Source organism: Pseudomonas sp. Leaf59 (assembly GCF_920984685.1).
Lineage (GTDB): Bacteria > Pseudomonadota > Gammaproteobacteria > Pseudomonadales > Pseudomonadaceae > Aquipseudomonas.
Window position 1 is genome coordinate 17,537 of record NZ_CAKLBR010000021.1, and the last position, 16,883, is coordinate 34,419.

Genomic DNA, 16,883 nt, shown 5'->3' on the forward strand with positions numbered 1-16,883 from the left:
TCAACCTCGACTCACAAGGAATAGAAAGCATGTTGAAAAAGACCCTCGCTGCTCTGGCAATCGGTACTGCGCTGTTGTCCGCAGGCCAGGTAATGGCCGCTGACTACAAGATCGACAAGGAAGGCCAGCACGCCTTCATCGACTGGAAAATCAGCCACCTGGGCTACAGCTACATCCACGGTACCTTCAAGGACTGGGATGGCTCCTTCAGCTGGGATGCCGCCAAGCCTGAAGCCAGCAAAATCGCCGTCGACGTGAAGACCGCGAGCCTGTGGTCCAACCACGCCGAGCGTGACAAGCACATCTCCAGCAAGGACTTCCTGGACGTCGCCAAGTTTGCCGATGCCAAGTTCGTGTCCACTGCCGTCAAATCCACCGGCGAGAAAACCGCTGACGTGACCGGCGACCTGACCTTCCACGGCGTGACCAAGCCCGTGGTATTCAAGGCCACCTTCAACGGTGAAGGCAAGGATCCATGGGGCGGCGAACGCGCCGGCTTCAACGCCACCACGACGCTTAACCTGACCGACTTCGGCATCAAGGGCCCAGGCCCGACGTCGCAGACTGTCGACCTGGACATCTCGCTGGAAGGCGTGAAGCAGAAGTAATTTTCTCGTCTGAATGCGTTCAGTGTGGGAGGGGGCAAGCCCCCTCCCACATTTTTGATCTGTATCACAGGCAAAAAAATGCCCCGTCTCCAAAGAGCCGGGGCATTTTTTATGGCTTTTTGAAACTTAGCGGTTGCGGGTCAGCAGCGCTGGTTTTTCACCACGAGGACGGCCTGGCAGTTGATCCAACTGCTCGGGTGTCGGAAAGCGGTCGGCTTTGGACTCCTTGTGGATAATCTTCGGCGCCGGGCCGCTGCGCGGGTTCTGCACGGCTGGCTCGGAGGAGCGTTGTGGCTCGTCACGGGCCGGGCGGCGGTTGTTGCTGCGCGAGTCTTCGCGGCGCGCCTGGCCGTCACGCGGTGCGCCGTTGCGCGGGCCGCTGCGTTTGGCCGGCGGAGTGCCGGTGGTGCCGCCGCTGCTGTTGCGCGGGCCGTTCTGGCGAGCGCCCTGCGGCTGACCGCCACGGGGAGCAGAGGCGCCAGCGCCGGCGCCTTGTGCCGGCGCACCCGGACGACGGCCACGGCCCTGGGCCGGTTTGGCCTGGGGCACGTAGTCGACGCGGTTACCGAAGTTGTCCACGTCATCGTCCAGGAACTCGTCCGGGGCGCGGTCCGACGCGGCGCGTGGCGGCTGGCTCGGCTGACGCTGTTCGCGTGCCGGCGTGCCTTCACGAGGCTTCTGCTCACGGGCCGGGCGTTCGCCACGGGCATTGGCAGGCGCTTTGTCCTTGCCGCCCTTGTCCTTGCCCTTGTCGCGACGACCACCGCCGCCACCGCCACCATTCGGGCCATCGCCCTTCGGACCGCGTGGGTTGCGTGGATTACGCACGTCCGGACGCTCGCGCACTTCTGGTTTTTCGGCCTCTACGGCGCTCGAGTCGAAGCCCATCAGGTCGCCGTCGGCGATTTTCTGCTTGGTCATGCGCTCGATGCTTTTCAGCAGTTTTTCTTCGTCCGGTGCAACCAGCGAGATGGCCTCGCCCGAACGACCGGCGCGGCCGGTACGGCCGATACGGTGCACATAGTCTTCGTCGACGTTTGGCAGCTCGAAGTTGACCACGTGCGGCAACTGGTCGATGTCCAGGCCGCGCGCGGCGATATCGGTGGCCACCAGGATGCGCACTTCACCGGCCTTGAAGTCGGCCAGGGCTTTGGTGCGCGCGTTCTGGCTCTTGTTGCCGTGGATGGCGACGGCGGTGAGGCCGTGCTTGTCCAGGTATTCGGCCAGGCGGTTGGCGCCATGCTTGGTGCGGGTGAACACCAGCACCTGTTCCCACGCGCCGTGGGTGATCAGGTGCGCCAGCAGCGAGCGCTTGTGGCTGGCGGCCAGGCGGAAGACGCGTTGCTCGATACGCTCGACCGTGGTGTTGGGCGGCGTGACTTCGATGCGTTCCGGGTTGTGCAGCAGCTTGCCGGCCAGGGCGGTGATGTCGTTGGAGAACGTCGCCGAGAACAGCAGGTTCTGACGTTTGGCCGGCAGGCGGGCGAGGACCTTTTTCACGTCATGGACAAAGCCCATGTCGAGCATGCGGTCGGCTTCGTCCAGCACGAGGATTTCCACGTGGGACAGGTCGACGCTGCCTTGGCCGCACAGGTCGAGCAAGCGACCCGGGCAGGCAACCAGCACGTCAACGCCACGGGACATGGCCTGAACCTGCGGGTTCATGCCGACGCCGCCGAAGATGCAGGCGCTGACGAACTTCAGGTCGCGGGCATACAGCTTGAAGCTGTCGTGCACCTGGGCGGCGAGTTCGCGGGTGGGGGTCAGGACCAGTACGCGCGGTTGGCGCGGGCCGTGACGCTGGGATTTGTCCGGGTGACCGTTGGGGAACAACCGCTCCAGAATCGGGAGGGCGAAACCGCCGGTTTTACCAGTACCTGTCTGCGCCGCAACCATCAGGTCGCGACCTTGCAACACGGCGGGAATGGCCCGCTGTTGCACCGGAGTAGGCTCGGTATAGCCCGCTGCCTCGATGGCGCGGACTAAAGCCTCGGAGAGACCGAGGGAAGCAAAGGACATGAGTAATCCTGTTTTAGTTAGGGCTTGGCCCAAAGGGATAATCTTGCCGGGCGTGAATGGCGCTTAGGGGAGCGTAATCCCGTCCGGTCCTGCTGCGTCTGGCGGGCACTCCACCGGCTCGCGCGGGCTGCAAAGCTGCGCTGTAGCGGGGTTGGGTGCCTTTTTCAAGACCTCAGCGGCCGGGCGTAAGCCTGGCGGGAAGGCCGGAGTATAACAGAGCAATCACTTTACGCCGCTTTCCTGCTGCTCAACGGTGCCTTGCGCTGCCGAAATAGCCTGAACTCCGGCATATTTGGCGCTCAGGGCGGCGTAGGCGGGCTCCTGCTTGAAGCGTTTGAGCTCGGCGGCAAAGCGCTGTACCAGCAGGTCCATGCCCGCGCCACGGCGCACGGCGAGAAACTGTGGCTGGCGGTTGACCACCAGCGGTGCCTGGCTGACCTTGTCCTGCAACGCAAGATTCTTGATCAGGTGTTGTCCTACGCGACGGTCGGTGATTGCCAGGTCGATGCGCCCGAGCAGCAGTTTGCCGAAGTTGGCTTCATGGCTCGCGGCGGGCTCGCGGTTGAACTGCGGGGCGTCGTTGAAGCTGTCCGCGTAGAGATAACCCGGCGACGTACCCACCGTCAGCCCGGCGAGATCATTCAGAGAGTTGGCCGGGTGCGGGCGGTCGTTGGCATAGAACAACACGAACTCCACGGTCGACAGCGGTTCGCTGGGGTAGAGCAGTTGGGCGTCGCGCGCATGATTGCGAAAAATATCCAGCACGCCGTCAGCGTGGCCCTGCTCGAGCATCGCCAGGCAGCGCTTCCACGGCAGGAATTGCCACTGCACTTCCACGCCCAGGCGCTCGAACACAATCACCGTGGTTTCGTAGTCGAGCCCGCGCATAGTGCCCTTGTCGTCGTACACATAGGGCGCCCAGGGCTCGGTGACAATGCGCAGTGTCTCGCCGTAAGCGGCCAGGCTCAGGCAAGTAAGAAGGGCAGCGCTCAACAGCTTGAAAAGGACAGGCATGGCCTGAGGTTACGATGCTCCAGCGCTAAAGAAAAGCGCTGGCACGGGCATTTGCGGCGAGGGCTATTTGCCGGGTGTCGTCATCAGGTGTTGATAGATTGCCGAACGCCGCTCGCCCAGAATCAGGCGCACCACGGGGTTGGCGAACCAGTGTTCAAGCTGGTGGGCATCAATCGGGCGTTTCTGGCGCTCTTCCTGATTCTGCCGCGCCTTGTCCCACCAAACCGGGCCACACGCCTGGTCGAATTCATTCTCGTGTTCGTAGCAACCGTAGAGAATTTCGCGGATGAACTGTTGCTGATGCTTGGGCAGCACCAGCGTGATCAACTTGTACATCAGGCGTTGCAGGCGTGGCGGGCGTGGCAGGTGGGCGGACACCTGGCGCGTGTCGGCCAGCGCCTGGGCACTGGTGGGCGCCGCTGCGTGCTTGGCAATCCACGCCTTGACCTTGGCCCGGAACAGTTGTTTGCGGCTCCAGTAATGGTGGATGAGGTCGGGGCACTCGCGCACATTCACGGTGCGGTAGGCGGCAATCGACAGGCAAAACTCTTCCAGGGTGTAGGCGCCCTGGGCGTGGGGGAACAGCTCGTCCATCAGTTCAATCGAGCGATCCAGCACCGCCGCGTCCTGCCGGGTCAGGCCCATGACCCCGGAGTTGAGGGTCATCATGTCATCGTCCGCCACGCCCATCTCCAGCAGGCGCTGGTGCAGTGCGGTGTAGAGAATGCTTTCGTGGTTGTCGCCGTATCGGGTGTAGAAGGCGTTGCACAGCAGGGTGCCGGGCTGCACGCGTTCGAACAGGGCCAGGGGCGAATGGTGGAAGAAGGTGTCGGTGTCGATCAGCATCGCCACCGGCGACTCTTCGAGCACCTGGCGCAATACCACGTGCTTGGTGCGAAAGTGGTAGCCGTGAGGCTCGCTCCAGCGTTTGCGCGTGGCGTCGTCCAGCGCACGCACGCGCACCGGCAGCAGGCGATAGGGCTCGGGGTTGTCGCTGAATACCTGGATATCCACGGCGTCCGGGGTGGCCTGCAGAAACGCCAGCGCGCTGGCGATGCTGAAGACGGCTTCCTGGTGGTAGGTCTCGGAGCCGAAGACCAGGTACACCAGTTGCGGGCGGGAAGACGGGGACGCTGTATTCATGGACGACGGGGTTCCGTGGGCAGGTAAAACGTCAAAGGCCCTCGTAAAGACGAGGGCCTTGGCACGGTCGGGCAACCTTCAGCGCGGCAGCTTGAGGTTGTTCCAGATGGCCAGGCTGGGCTCGGTCTGGTTCAGGGTATAGAAGTGCAACCCTGGCGCGCCACCTTGCAACAACTGTTCACACATCTGGGTGATGACCTGCTCGCCGAACGCCTGGATGCTCTTGACGTCGTCGCCGTAGGCTTCCAGTTGCTTGCGCACCCAGCGTGGGATCTCGGCCCCGCAGGCGTCGGAAAAACGCGCCAGCTTGCTGTAGTTGGTGATCGGCATGATGCCCGGGACGATCGGGATGTTCACGCCCATGGCTTGAACACGCTCGACAAAGTAGAAGTAGCTGTCGGCGTTGAAGAAGTACTGGGTGATCGCGCTGTCGGCGCCGGCGTTGGCCTTGCGCACGAAATTCTGCAGATCGTCTTCGAAGTTGCGCGCCTGGGGATGCATTTCCGGGTAAGCCGCCACTTCGATGTGGAAGTGATCGCCGCTTTCCTCGCGAATGAAGCTCACCAGCTCATTGGCGTAGCGCAGCTCGCCGCTGGCCATGCCCATGCCGGACGGCAGGTCGCCACGCAAGGCGACGATGCGCTTGATGCCGGCGGCTTTGTATTGGGTCAGCAGGCTGCGCAGGTCGGCCTTGCTGTCGCCCACGCACGACAAGTGCGGTGCGGCGGGAACCTTGATTTCACTTTCCAGCTGCAACACGGTGTTGATCGTGCGATCGCGGGTCGAACCGCCGGCGCCGTAGGTGCAGGAGAAGAAGTCGGGGTTGAAGCTGGCCAACTGCTTGGCAGTCGCCATCAATTTTTCATGCCCAGCATCGGTCTTCGTCGGGAAGAACTCGAAGCTGTAGCGACGGTCTTGGGACATGGGGGAGGGCTCCAGCTGCAAGTTGCAAGCTTCAAGTTGCAAGAGGGGCGGTGCGCCTGTTCTTGTCGCTTGAAGCTCACCGCTCATGGCTGCTTAAAGAGTAAGGAAGTAGCAAGCCCTCGCCGCAAGCGCCTTTACTTGCCGCTTGTAGCTAAAAGCTTGCTGCTGCTGTCAGTACCGGTAAGCGTGCGGCTTGAACGGGCCTTCAACCGTCACGCCGATGTAGTCGGCCTGGGTTTTGGTCAGTTGGGTCACCACGCCGCCGAAGCCGCGGACCATTTCCAGGGCCACTTCTTCGTCGAGTTTCTTCGGCAGTACTTCCACGGTCAGACGCTCGGCTTTCTGGGCGGGCGACAGGTCGGCGTATTTCTGTTCGAACAGGAAAATCTGCGCCAGTACCTGGTTGGCGAACGAGCCATCCATGATGCGGCTTGGGTGGCCAGTGGCGTTACCCAGGTTTACCAGACGGCCTTCGGCCAGCAGGATCAGATAGTCGTCGTTCTGCGGATCAAAGGTGCCAGCGCCGGTGCGGTGAACCTTGTGCACCTGCGGCTTCACTTCTTCCCATGCCCAGTTCTTGCGCATGAAAGCGGTGTCGATCTCGTTGTCGAAGTGACCGATGTTGCACACCACGGCGCGCTTTTTCAGGGCCTTGAGCATGTTCGCGTCACACACATTCACGTTGCCGGTGGTGGTCACGATCAGGTCGATCTTGCCCAGCAGGGCCTTGTCGATGCTGGCTTCGGTGCCGTCATTGACGCCATCGATGAACGGCGAAACCACTTCGAAACCGTCCATGCAGGCTTGCATGGCGCAGATTGGATCGACTTCGGAAACCTTGACGATCATGCCTTCCTGACGCAGGGACTGGGACGAACCCTTGCCCACGTCACCGTAGCCGATCACCAGGGCCTGCTTGCCCGACAGCAGGTGGTCGGTGCCGCGCTTGATGGCATCGTTGAGGCTGTGACGGCAGCCGTACTTGTTATCGTTCTTGCTCTTGGTCACCGAGTCATTGACGTTGATGGCCGGGATTTTCAGCTCGCCCTTGGCCAGCATGTCCAGCAGGCGATGCACGCCGGTAGTGGTTTCTTCGGTCACGCCGTGGACGCGGTCGAGGATGGCCGGGTACTTCTTGTGCAGCAACTCGGTCAGGTCGCCGCCGTCGTCGAGGATCATGTTGGCATCCCATGGCGCGCCATCCTTGAGGATGGTCTGCTCCAGGCACCACTCGTACTCTTCTTCGGTCTCGCCTTTCCAGGCAAATACCGGGATGCCGGCGGCGGCGATGGCAGCGGCAGCCTGGTCCTGAGTCGAGAAAATGTTGCAGGATGACCAACGCACTTCGGCACCGAGGGCAACCAGGGTTTCGATCAGCACGGCGGTCTGGATGGTCATGTGGATGCAGCCGAGAATCTTCGCGCCCTTGAGCGGCTGCTCAGCGGCGTACTTGCGACGCAGGCCCATCAGGGCAGGCATTTCGGATTCGGCGATAAAGGTTTCGCGACGGCCCCAGGCGGCGAGGGACATGTCGGCGACTTTGTAGTCGTTGAATTCTGCAGGCGTGATTACAGCGCTCATAGAGAGCCTCCATTCGTAGTGTGCGAATGGGCGCCGTTGTGCGTTTAGTATCCAGCCGTGAAACCAGGCCGGGCAACGCCCCATCCGAGCCTGACAGGGTGAACCTGCTGCAGCGCCCCTCGGACAGGTGGCGGGAGAACGGTATCAAGGTGAGATGACCGTTTTGAATCGGTGGGGATTATAGCGGTGTACGTGGCACTTCCCAAGCCTTTCCGTCGGCGGCATGCAGATCGCTCATGGGCGCGATAGGCATTGGTGCATAGAGCTCGGGCGCGGGCTCTGCCATGATGCTGCCCATCATTTGGCCAGACGCTTTGGAGTGACCATGAACTTCCACACCCGCAAATGGGTTAAACCCGAAGACCTCAACCCCAACGGCACCCTGTTCGGCGGCAGCCTGTTGCGCTGGATCGACGAAGAAGCGGCAATCTACGCGATTGTCCAACTGGGCAACCAGCGCGTCGTTACCAAATATATCTCCGAAATCAACTTCGTCAGCGCCTCGCGCCAGGGCGACATCATCGAGCTGGGCATCACCGCCACCGAGTTCGGCCGCACCTCCATCACGCTCACCTGTGAGGTGCGCAACAAGATCACCCGCAAGAGCATCCTGACCGTCGAGAAAATGGTCTTCGTGAACCTCGGTGAGGACGGTTTGCCCGCGCCCCACGGGCGTACCGAGATCAAGTACGTGAAGGACCAGTTCCAGGAAGACGGCCTCAGCGAATAATACTGCCGGGGCCAGTGAACGCTATTGATTGGCCATAGGTCGTACCTGAACATCGCCCCCCGTTCAGGTATCACCATGGCCACGCAAGCAGACGGCAAGACTCCCAACCTGTCGCAGGAAGAGCAGCAGGACGTAGACGAGAACCAGCCGCCCCGCGCGGCGGTACTGCACGAAATCATCCGCACCCAGGGCGATCAGGAACTGGAACGCAACGTCGCCGCACTCTGGTGGTCGGCACTGGCTGCCGGGTTGACCATGGGGCTGTCGCTGATGGCGATGGGGTTGCTCAACTCACGGCTGCCGGATGGTGAGGCCTTTAAGGTCATCGCCAGCTTCGGTTATTGCGCAGGCTTCCTGGCGGTGATCCTCGCGCGCCAGCAACTCTTTACCGAAAACACCCTGACGGCCGTGCTGCCAGTGATGAGCAAGCCGACGCTGGCCAATGTCGGTCGGCTGTTGCGCCTGTGGTCGGTGGTGCTGGTGGGCAACCTGTGCGGCACCTTGCTGGTGGCCTACGTGATGTTGCACCTGCCGATCTTCGACGCCAAGACCGACATGGCCTTCCTCGAAATTGGCCGCAAGATCATGGAAAACGACGCCGGCCAGATGTTTGCCAAGGGCATCGTCTCGGGCTGGATGATCGCCACCATGGTGTGGATGATCCCGTCGATGGAAAGCGCCAAGATGTGGATCATCATCCTAATCACCTACCTGATGGCGCTGGGTGACTTCACCCACATCGTCGTCGGTTCGGCGGAGGTGTCCTACCTGGTGTTCGCCGGTGAGCTGTCGTGGCACGACTTCTGGCTGGTGTTCGCCGGGCCGACGCTGGCCGGCAATATCATCGGCGGCAGTTTTATCTTTGCCTTGATCAGCCATGCGCAGATCCGCAGCGAAGGCAGCCTGCCCGGCAAACAGGCTGCGGACCCCAGGCATCCGCAGCAGGTCAAGAAGGATCAGTGAGCGTCGGGCGTGGCCTCGGGTTCGCCCCGGGTCACGCGCTTGACCAGTTTGCCGATGCTCAAACCCTGCAACAGGATCGACGACAGCACTACGATATAGGTGATGCTCAGCAGCAGGTCGCGCTCCGGGCCCAACGGCAATGCCAGGGCCAATGCCACCGAAACGCCGCCGCGCAGACCGCCCCAGGTGAGGATGCGAATGGTGCCGCGTGGCACCGTGCGCCAGCGCCGCAGCAGCAGAATTGCCGGCGCCACGGTGAGCAGGCGCGAGAGCAGGATGGCCACCGCCAGCAAACTGGCCGCAAATACGTGCAGCCAGTTGAACGGCAACAGCAGCAGTTCCATACCGATCAGCGCAAACAGCAGTGCGTTGAGCATGTCGTCGAGCAATTCCCAGAAGCCGTCCAGGTAGCGCCGGGTCATGTCGTTCATGGCCAGTTTGCGCCCCAGGTTGCCGATGATCAGGCCGGCCACCACCATCGCAATCGGCGCGCTGACGTGCAATTCGGACGCCATCGCCGAGCCACCGATCACCAGCGCCAGGGTCAGCATCACTTCGATCTGGTGCTGCTCGATGCTCTTGATCATCAGGTACACGAGGTAGCCGATCAGCCCGCCGAACACCACGCCGCCAATCGCCTCATGGGCGAACAGCATCGCGGTGGCGCCGACTGTTGGGGTTTCTCCCAACTGCGCGATGCCAAGCAGCACGGTAAACACCACCACCGCCGTGCCGTCGTTGAACAACGACTCGCCGACGATGGTGGTCTTCAGCGGTTTCGAGGCGTTGGCGGTACGCAGAACGCCCAACACCGCAATCGGGTCGGTGGGCGAAATCAACGCGCCGAAGAGCAGGCAGTACAGGAAGCTGACGTGCCAGCCGAACAGGGCAAAAATGTAATACGCCAGACTGCCGATCACCACGGTGGCGATCAGCACACCGAAAGTCGCCAGCAGGCCGATGGGCCAGCGGTAGCTGCGCAGGTCGTTGAGGTTGACGTGCAGGGCACCGGCGAACAGCAGGAACGAGAGCATCCAGTTCATCAGCAGGTCGCCGAAGTCGATCTGGCCGATGAGCTGCTGGATGCGTTCCTCCAGGCCAGGAAAACCGAGAAAGCTCAGGCCTTGCAGAATCAGGGAAAACAGCAGCGCAGTGACCATCACGCCGATGGTGGGCGGCAGGCCGATAAACCGGTAGTTCACATAGGTGAGCAGGGTGGTGAGGCAAATGAAGGCGGCGACAAGTTCAAGCATCCGGGGTCCTTGGAAGACAGGCAAAGTGATTGATGGGGCATGGACAGCAATATCAACATGATGTTGCAGGCCGTGGTGGCGAAAGCGCGATAGAACCTTTGTGTGTGCCATGGCACCTAAGCGGTTAGGTGCGATTGGGCGTTTTTAGTGCTAGAACTCTAATTGCTGCATAAAACGACAAAAGGAATTCAGTGATGACGGTAGCTTTCTGGTGTGTATTGATCGCAATTTTCCTGCCTTACCTGTGCACGGGGGTGGCCAAGTTCAGCGGCGGCAAGTTTGGCCCACGGCAGAACCACGACCCCCGCGCCTACCTGGAAACCCTCGATGGGTTTGCCAAGCGCGCCCACAGTGCGCAACTCAACAGCTTTGAAGTGACTCCGGCGTTCGCCGCGGCGGTGATCATCGCGCACCTGGCCGGCACGGCCGAACTGGTGACCATCAATGTGCTGGCGGTGCTGTTTATCACCAGTCGTCTGCTGTACATCATTTGCTACCTGGCGGACTGGGCGATGCTGCGTTCGCTGGTGTGGGTGGTGGGTATGGCGCTGATCGCGAGTTTCTTCTTCGTCTCGATCTGAAGCCTGATGCAAGCCTGCCTGTGTTAGCGGGGCTGATCTGTGGCGAGCGGGCTTGCCCTAATGCCGTTCAGTTAAGGAAAATGTGTGGGCTTATTGTGGCGAGCGGGCTTGCCCCGCGTTGGGGTGCGAAGCGCCCCCCATCGAGCAAAACGCGGTGTACCTGATACGGCTCAGCGCCTGGCTTTGGGGCTGCTGCGCAGCCCAACGCAGGACAAGCCTGCTCGCCACAGGGAATCTGCGCTTAACTGAACGGCATTAGGGCTTGCCCCGACAGACCCGCTCTCCACGAGCCTCAGTTTGCTGGGCGATAGCGTTGTCAGGTCCCGGTCGGCGCATCCGGTACATGCGGCAACGCTACGCCTTTGGGCCAGAGCATCCAGATTTGTCCCTGCTGCTTCATGTTTCCTGCCAGTTCACCCGCCGCCTCACCGGTGCCCCAGAACAGGTCCGCACGCACTTCGCCGGTGATCGCGCCACCGGTGTCCTGCGCGGCCACCGGTCGGGCGATGGGTGAGCCGTCCGGTTTGGTGGTCGACAGCCACAGCAGACTGCCCAGCGGGATGACCTTGCGGTCCACCGCCACGCTGTAGCCGGCGGTCAGAGGCACATTGAGCGAGCCGCGTGGGCCTTCGTTGCTGTCGGGGCGGGCGCTGAAGAAGACGTAGCTGGGATTGCTCGCCAGCAGTTCGGGTACGCGTTGCGGGTTGGCCTTGGCCCAGGCGCTGATGGCGCCCATGGTCACGTCTTCTTTTTTCAGCTCGCCCTGCTCCACCAGCCAACGGCCAATGGGGCGGTAGGGGTAGCCGTTCTGGTCACCATAGCCGACGCGCAGTTGGCGCCCATCGGCCAGTTGAATACGGCCGGAGCCCTGGATCTGCAGGAATTGCAGGTCCATGGGGTTGGTCAGCCAGGCAATCGGCTTGGCCGTGGAGCCCTGGCTGTTGACGGTGGCTGCATCGTCATAGGGCTTGAGCACGCGGCCTTCGAGGCGCCCACGCAGGCGTTTGCCCTTGAGTTCAGGGTAGATGCTCTCCAGATTGACGATGATCAGGTCGTCCGGCACGCCGTACACCGGCACGTGGGCGCTGGCGGTTTCGGTCAGGCTGCCGGGGTAGACCGGCTCGTAATAGCCGGTGATCAAGCCGTTCGCGCTGTCGTCCGCCGAGCGCAGGCCGAACACGTCCAGACGCTCCTTGAGAAAACCGCGTACTGCCACGGCATCGGTGGGCACGCTGGCCGCTGCGGCGCAGGTAGTGCCCCATACCGGGTCGGCCTTGAGGCGTTGGCAGGCGCTGCGCCAGGACTCGAACCCGGCCAGCAGGTCGCTGTCGGACACGGCCGGCAAGGCTTCCCACGGCGCGCCGACATACGTGGCGATGGCATGGGGCTTGGCAGGCTGCGGTTCAACGGCGACGTTGCCGGTGTCTTTGCCCATGTCGCAGCCGGCCAGCAGCGCGATCATCGGTAGGGCCCACGCCAGGCGGCGGCCCCAGGGTTTAACGGTGACATTCATGCATGCACTTCCTGAAAACAATTTTGCGATCACTGGCGGCCGTTATTGGTCGAGCTCTTCCACCGCGTCCTGCAACTCTTTGCGCGACTCGGCGAGCTTGTCCTTGCGCTTGTTGATCTTGTCGGCGTCACCCTTTTTCATCGCCTTGTCGAGGTCGGCCTGACGGCGGCTGACTTCGTGCTTGGCGTCGAGCACCTTGTTTTCACGCTCCTTTTTCAGGGATGCGTCGGTGCAGTTGGCGGTGACTTCACTCAAGGCTTTTTCCAGGCCAGCCTGTTGTGCGCCGTTACCCTGGGCCCTGGCCTGCTCGATCTGGGTGCTGATGGCCTGGCGCTTGGCGGCGCAGCCGGTGAGTGGGTCGGCTTCTTCAGCGGCCAGTAGCGGCATGGTCATGAAACTGGCGACGGTAAACAGCGCGAAAGGGGCTAGAAATTTCATGGGTTACTCCAGGGGCGCAATCGAAGGGGCCGGGCAGGGTTCAAAACCCGTCTATACCGGCCACGCGTAGTGTTTCGGCCAGGCTCAGCACGTGCGGATCGCGAAAAAAAGCGCTCAGTTGCGCCGCGCGACCCGGGCCGATGCCATCGATGGCGAGCCAGGCCTGGTGGTCTCTGGCGACCAGCGTCTGCCAGTCGCCGTCCAGATTGTTGCGTGCCGCAGGCGGTACACCCAAGGCTTTGAGCCATTGTGCGAACGGCCGTTGCCGGGCGCTGCGCAGGCTGTCAATTACCCGCGCGCGGCTGCGATCACCGAAGCCGTCAATGTTAGCAAGCTCTGTCGCTTCCAGGGTCAACCAATCGAGCAGGCTTGCGATCAGGCCGGCCTCGATCAACAGGCTCCAGGTTTCGCGGCCCACATGGGGCAGTGCGAGCCCCTGGCTGCCACTCAGCCAGGTCAGGCGTGCGAGCAACTGCTCATCGCACCCCGGATCCAGTTGCCAGCAACTCAAGGCGTGATAGTGACGGGGGTCGGGTACGGCCAGGTCCTCCCTGTGGGTGCTGCGCAGGATGACCTGGTCCAGGTGCGGGATGATCTGCCCGGCCAGGGTGATCGACACCTGGTCGCCAGGGCGGATGTCCATGGCCTGCCAGCGCCTCAGCGAGCCGGCACTCACCCGACTGATCTGCCGGTCGTCCAGCCGCACCGGCTCCAGTTCCAGTATGGGTGTGATGCGCCCGGTGCGACCGATCTTGAACTGGACGTCACGCACCAGCGCCAGGGCTTTGGCTGCCGGGTATTTCCAGGCGGCCGCCCAGTAGGGCGGGCTGGCTTTCCAGCGCTCGGCGGGTGCGCGCTGCGCCTGGTGCAGCACCACGCCGTCGCTGGCGAAGGGCAGGGGCTGGTTGTACCAATAGACGCGCCAGTATGCGGCGTCGGTGATGTTCCGGACGGGCTGGCTGTAGCGCCGGGTATCCCCGAAGCCCCACCGCTCAAGGCTGGCCAGGCGTTCGACGAAGGATGCCGGGCCTTCCGGCCAGGCCCAGACGAACAGGCCGATACCGGCGGCCTCGGCGTTGCTCAACTGGCGGCGGTTCATCAGACCGGCCACCTTGCCGCGATTGTTGAGCCCGCCCTGCGCCGATTGCACGTGGTCGTCGAGACGCCAGTAGAGTTCGCCTTGCAGCAGCAGGTCGAGGGGCTCCGGCAGTTGCTGGACGACGCCGGGAATCCTGCGCGCAGACGCCGACCAGTCCTGGCCGAGCTGGCCATCGCCGCGGCTGATCACCTGCGTCAGGCGGCCTTTGCGGTACCGCAGCGTGACGGCGACGCCGTCGACTTTGGGCTGGACCCACACGTCGTGCCGGTTGCCCAGCCAGGCGGCGACGGCCGCTTCGTTGGCGAGCTTTTCCAGGCCGGTATGGGCGACCGGATGGCGCAACGTGCCCCGCGCGCTGGCCAATGGCTGGTCAGCCACCGCCGTGGTCCGGGGGAAACACTGGCGCCAGTTGGCCAAACGCTGGCGGGCCTGGTCATAGAGCTCATCGCTGACGGGCGACTGGCCGAGGCGGTGGTAGCTGTCGTCCCACAATCGGATCTGTTCGGCCAGGGTGCCAACCTGAGTTTGCGCTTGTGGGGGGCAGTCTTCGGCCCATGTTCGACAGGCCAGGGTACAAAGTAAGAGAACAATCACCAGACGCATCATGAGCATCCTTGCTCGAAAAGGGTCCTCAGCCTAAATGATTCCCGCGGGCACAAAAAAGCCCCGACAGGGCGGGGCTTTTTACCGGGTATTTCCGCTTGCCGAAGTTACAGGCCGGCGGCGGTGCGCAGGTCGTTGGCGCGGTCGGTTTTTTCCCAGGTGAAGGTAGTGAAGGTGTCGTCGCCGACGGTTTTCTGCGCAGGCGTACGACCGAAGTGCCCGTAGGCTGCGGTTTCCTGGTACATCGGGTGCAGCAGGTCGAGCATGGTGGTGATTGCGTACGGGCGCAGGTCAAAGATCTCACGCACCAGCTTGACGATCTTGTCGTCGCTGATCTTGCCGGTGCCGAAGGTATTCAGCGAGATCGACGTAGGCTGGGCCACGCCGATCGCGTAGGAAACCTGAATCTCGCAGCGCTCTGCCAGGCCGGCGGCCACGATGTTCTTGGCCACATAACGACCGGCGTAGGCCGCCGAACGGTCAACCTTGGACGGGTCTTTACCCGAGAACGCGCCGCCGCCGTGACGGGCCATGCCGCCGTAGCTGTCGACGATGATCTTGCGACCGGTGAGGCCGCAGTCACCCACCGGGCCACCGATGATGAACTGGCCGGTCGGGTTGATGTGGAACTGGGTGTCCTTGCTCAGCAACTCGGCCGGCAGCACGTGTTTGACGATCAGCTCCATCACGCCTTCGCGCAGGTCGGCGTAGGAAACGTCCGGATTGTGCTGGGTCGACAGTACAACGGCGTCGATACCCACGACTTTGCCGCCTTCGTAACGGCAGGTCACCTGGGACTTGGCGTCCGGACGCAGCCACGGCAGCAGGCCGGTTTTGCGGGCTTCGGCCTGACGCTGCACCAACTGGTGCGAGAAGGTGATCGGTGCCGGCATCAGCACGTCGGTTTCATTGCTGGCGTAGCCGAACATCAGGCCCTGGTCGCCGGCGCCCTGGTCTTCCGGCTTGGCGCGGTCCACACCCTGGTTGATGTCCGGGGACTGCTTGCCGATGATGTTCATCACGCCGCAGGTGGCGCCGTCAAAGCCGACGTCGGAGCTGTTGTAGCCAATGTCGGTGATCACATCACGAACGATCTGCTCCAGGTCGACCCAGGCGGTGGTGGTCACTTCACCGGCGATGATTGCTACACCGGTTTTCACCAGCGTCTCGCACGCCACGCGGGCGAATTTGTCTTCAGCAATGATGGCGTCCAGCACCGCATCGGAAATCTGGTCGGCGATTTTGTCCGGATGCCCTTCAGACACGGACTCGGAGGTGAAAAGGGAGTATTCGCTCATCTCGATGATTTCCTGATATTTACCGATGGTGAGTGTCGCCAGCCGGTCGCTGAAAGTGGCGGACCTGGATCTGGAAACCATTACGTAAACCTACATAGAGGCTTTCCCCGGGAACGAGTCCCGCAGCGGTGGCCCAACGGGCCAGATCGTCCTGTTCAAAACCCAACCAGAGATCACCGCAGGCCTCCCTGGCCCAATTCTGGTTGTGGCTGCATAAATCCGTAACCAGCAGGCTACCGTCGGGGTGCAGCAACCCGGCCATTTGTTTGAGGGCGTCTGCCGGGGCGGCGAAATGGTGCAGGACCATGTTCAGCACCACGCAGTCGGCCTGCAAGGGCGTGTCGCTCAACGCATCAGCCAGTTGCAGGGTGACATTGCCCAGCGCCTCGCGCTCACACAACTGGCGGGCCAGCTCCAGCATCGCCGGGCTGTTGTCCAGCGCCGTAACCTGCACAAAACGCCGCGCCAGGTCCGGCAGGAAACCGCCGTCGCCGGGGCCTACTTCCAGTGCGGTGGCCTTGTTACTGAAGCTTAACTTGTCGAGCAGCGCCAATACGCTTTCGCGGTACTGAGGCAGGCCGGCAATCAAGTCCTGCTGGGCGCGAAACTTTTCGGCCACCCGTGAGAAAAAATCCTGGCTGGCGGCTGCGCGTTGCCCGTGCACCTCGCTGATGCGTGTCTGCACGTCGCCGGGCAGGCTCAGGTTGTCGACTTCTTCGAGCAGGGCGCCGTGCAGTTTGCCGCCGAGCAACTCGGTGTGGGGCAGGGCGCGCCGGTAAAAAATGGCGTTGCCTTCGCGGCGGGTGGCCACCAGGTCGGCCTGAGCCAGTACCTTCAGATGGTGGCTCATGCCGGACTGACCGATGGCGAAGATCCGCGACAGCTCCAATACGCCAAACGAATCGTTGGCCAGCGCGCGCAATACGTTCAGGCGCAACGGGTCACCGGCGGCCTTGCACAGGGCGGCCAGCTCATCGCTATCGTCGGGACGCAGGGAAGGCACGGTCAGGTTCATAAGGCCAGCAGTCTAGTGACGGGGTGGAGTCATCGCAAGGCCAATATCAAAAAGTTTTGATATTGAACGATAAGTGGCGGTTATAAGCAGCCGCTCTATCT

The 16,883-nt window shown here is 62.5% G+C and carries 15 protein-coding genes and 1 riboswitch; of the genes, 4 read left to right on the forward strand and 11 right to left on the reverse strand.

Features of this window, described 5'->3' with window-relative positions; all coding sequences use genetic code 11:
* The first annotated feature begins 29 nt into the window (after positions 1-29).
* The gene (locus LUB09_RS19720; RefSeq protein ID WP_209985844.1) at positions 30-608 is read left to right on the forward strand and encodes a YceI family protein; all 579 of its coding nucleotides are present in this window, start codon (positions 30-32) and stop codon (positions 606-608) included.
* 126 nt (positions 609-734) lie between these two features.
* Here LUB09_RS19720 and LUB09_RS19725 read toward each other — a convergent pair whose 3' ends face one another.
* The 5 genes from LUB09_RS19725 to ahcY all read right to left on the reverse strand — a co-directional run bounded on the left by LUB09_RS19725 (position 735) and on the right by ahcY (position 7,289).
* The gene (locus LUB09_RS19725) at positions 735-2,627 is read right to left on the reverse strand and encodes a DEAD/DEAH box helicase (protein ID WP_209985840.1); all 1,893 of its coding nucleotides are present in this window, start codon (positions 2,625-2,627) and stop codon (positions 735-737) included.
* Positions 2,628-2,849: 222 nt separating this feature from the next.
* The gene (locus LUB09_RS19730; protein ID WP_231423488.1) at positions 2,850-3,641 is read right to left on the reverse strand and encodes a substrate-binding periplasmic protein; all 792 of its coding nucleotides are present in this window, start codon (positions 3,639-3,641) and stop codon (positions 2,850-2,852) included.
* 63 nt (positions 3,642-3,704) lie between these two features.
* Complete coding sequence (locus tag LUB09_RS19735) at positions 3,705-4,784, reverse strand: hypothetical protein (RefSeq protein WP_231423489.1); 1,080 nt, start codon at positions 4,782-4,784, stop codon at positions 3,705-3,707.
* A gap of 78 nt (positions 4,785-4,862) precedes the next feature.
* Positions 4,863-5,708, reverse strand: a complete 846-nt coding sequence (gene metF / locus LUB09_RS19740; RefSeq protein WP_209985829.1) for a methylenetetrahydrofolate reductase [NAD(P)H] — start codon at positions 5,706-5,708, stop codon at positions 4,863-4,865.
* A gap of 171 nt (positions 5,709-5,879) precedes the next feature.
* The gene (gene ahcY, locus LUB09_RS19745; RefSeq protein ID WP_231423490.1) at positions 5,880-7,289 is read right to left on the reverse strand and encodes an adenosylhomocysteinase; all 1,410 of its coding nucleotides are present in this window, start codon (positions 7,287-7,289) and stop codon (positions 5,880-5,882) included.
* Between the two features lie 21 nt (positions 7,290-7,310).
* Positions 7,311-7,416, reverse strand: a riboswitch (S-adenosyl-L-homocysteine riboswitch).
* Positions 7,417-7,614: 198 nt separating this feature from the next.
* Between ahcY and LUB09_RS19750 the strand changes: the two genes are divergently transcribed.
* Both LUB09_RS19750 and LUB09_RS19755 read left to right on the forward strand, forming a co-directional pair.
* Positions 7,615-8,019, forward strand: a complete 405-nt coding sequence (locus LUB09_RS19750) for an acyl-CoA thioesterase (protein WP_034128915.1) — start codon at positions 7,615-7,617, stop codon at positions 8,017-8,019.
* 75 nt (positions 8,020-8,094) lie between these two features.
* On the forward strand, positions 8,095-8,982 hold the full coding sequence (locus tag LUB09_RS19755; RefSeq protein ID WP_209985822.1) for a formate/nitrite transporter family protein: 888 nt from the start codon (positions 8,095-8,097) through the stop codon (positions 8,980-8,982).
* Here LUB09_RS19755 and LUB09_RS19760 read toward each other — a convergent pair.
* The gene (locus LUB09_RS19760; RefSeq protein WP_057006562.1) at positions 8,976-10,235 is read right to left on the reverse strand and encodes a cation:proton antiporter; all 1,260 of its coding nucleotides are present in this window, start codon (positions 10,233-10,235) and stop codon (positions 8,976-8,978) included. The two genes, LUB09_RS19755 and LUB09_RS19760, sit on opposite strands and share 7 nt — an antisense overlap.
* A gap of 194 nt (positions 10,236-10,429) precedes the next feature.
* Here LUB09_RS19760 and LUB09_RS19765 point away from each other — a divergent pair, with 194 nt between their 5' ends.
* A complete protein-coding gene (locus LUB09_RS19765; RefSeq protein WP_057006563.1) occupies positions 10,430-10,816 on the forward strand; it encodes an MAPEG family protein in 387 nt (128 codons plus the stop codon).
* A gap of 316 nt (positions 10,817-11,132) precedes the next feature.
* On the opposite strand, the gene mltA is transcribed toward LUB09_RS19765, so the two are convergent.
* The 5 genes from mltA to LUB09_RS19790 form a co-directional block, all read right to left on the reverse strand.
* Positions 11,133-12,329 (reverse strand): murein transglycosylase A, encoded by a 1,197-nt coding sequence (mltA, locus tag LUB09_RS19770; protein WP_231423491.1) that lies wholly within the window; start codon positions 12,327-12,329, stop codon positions 11,133-11,135.
* A 42-nt stretch (positions 12,330-12,371) separates the two neighbouring features.
* A complete protein-coding gene (locus LUB09_RS19775; RefSeq protein ID WP_209985816.1) occupies positions 12,372-12,767 on the reverse strand; it encodes a DUF1090 domain-containing protein in 396 nt (131 codons plus the stop codon).
* Positions 12,768-12,807: 40 nt separating this feature from the next.
* Positions 12,808-14,472, reverse strand: a complete 1,665-nt coding sequence (gene ligB / locus LUB09_RS19780) for an NAD-dependent DNA ligase LigB (RefSeq protein ID WP_231423492.1) — start codon at positions 14,470-14,472, stop codon at positions 12,808-12,810.
* Between the two features lie 104 nt (positions 14,473-14,576).
* Positions 14,577-15,767 (reverse strand): methionine adenosyltransferase, encoded by a 1,191-nt coding sequence (gene metK / locus LUB09_RS19785; protein ID WP_122542141.1) that lies wholly within the window; start codon positions 15,765-15,767, stop codon positions 14,577-14,579.
* Positions 15,768-15,786: 19 nt separating this feature from the next.
* A complete protein-coding gene (locus LUB09_RS19790) occupies positions 15,787-16,782 on the reverse strand; it encodes an ArsR/SmtB family transcription factor (RefSeq protein ID WP_231423493.1) in 996 nt (331 codons plus the stop codon).
* Positions 16,783-16,883 lie beyond the last annotated feature (101 nt).

Coding starts and splice junctions, on each gene's coding strand:
- LUB09_RS19720 (WP_209985844.1), top strand. CDS start 30: ATGTTGAAAAAGACCCTCGCTGCTCTGGCAATCGGTACTGCGCTGTTG.
- LUB09_RS19725 (WP_209985840.1), bottom strand. CDS start 2,627: ATGTCCTTTGCTTCCCTCGGTCTCTCCGAGGCTTTAGTCCGCGCCATC.
- LUB09_RS19730 (WP_231423488.1), bottom strand. CDS start 3,641: ATGCCTGTCCTTTTCAAGCTGTTGAGCGCTGCCCTTCTTACTTGCCTG.
- LUB09_RS19735 (WP_231423489.1), bottom strand. CDS start 4,784: ATGAATACAGCGTCCCCGTCTTCCCGCCCGCAACTGGTGTACCTGGTC.
- metF (WP_209985829.1), bottom strand. CDS start 5,708: ATGTCCCAAGACCGTCGCTACAGCTTCGAGTTCTTCCCGACGAAGACC.
- ahcY (WP_231423490.1), bottom strand. CDS start 7,289: ATGAGCGCTGTAATCACGCCTGCAGAATTCAACGACTACAAAGTCGCC.
- LUB09_RS19750 (WP_034128915.1), top strand. CDS start 7,615: ATGAACTTCCACACCCGCAAATGGGTTAAACCCGAAGACCTCAACCCC.
- LUB09_RS19755 (WP_209985822.1), top strand. CDS start 8,095: ATGGCCACGCAAGCAGACGGCAAGACTCCCAACCTGTCGCAGGAAGAG.
- LUB09_RS19760 (WP_057006562.1), bottom strand. CDS start 10,235: ATGCTTGAACTTGTCGCCGCCTTCATTTGCCTCACCACCCTGCTCACC.
- LUB09_RS19765 (WP_057006563.1), top strand. CDS start 10,430: ATGACGGTAGCTTTCTGGTGTGTATTGATCGCAATTTTCCTGCCTTAC.
- mltA (WP_231423491.1), bottom strand. CDS start 12,329: ATGAATGTCACCGTTAAACCCTGGGGCCGCCGCCTGGCGTGGGCCCTA.
- LUB09_RS19775 (WP_209985816.1), bottom strand. CDS start 12,767: ATGAAATTTCTAGCCCCTTTCGCGCTGTTTACCGTCGCCAGTTTCATG.
- ligB (WP_231423492.1), bottom strand. CDS start 14,472: ATGATGCGTCTGGTGATTGTTCTCTTACTTTGTACCCTGGCCTGTCGA.
- metK (WP_122542141.1), bottom strand. CDS start 15,767: ATGAGCGAATACTCCCTTTTCACCTCCGAGTCCGTGTCTGAAGGGCAT.
- LUB09_RS19790 (WP_231423493.1), bottom strand. CDS start 16,782: ATGAACCTGACCGTGCCTTCCCTGCGTCCCGACGATAGCGATGAGCTG.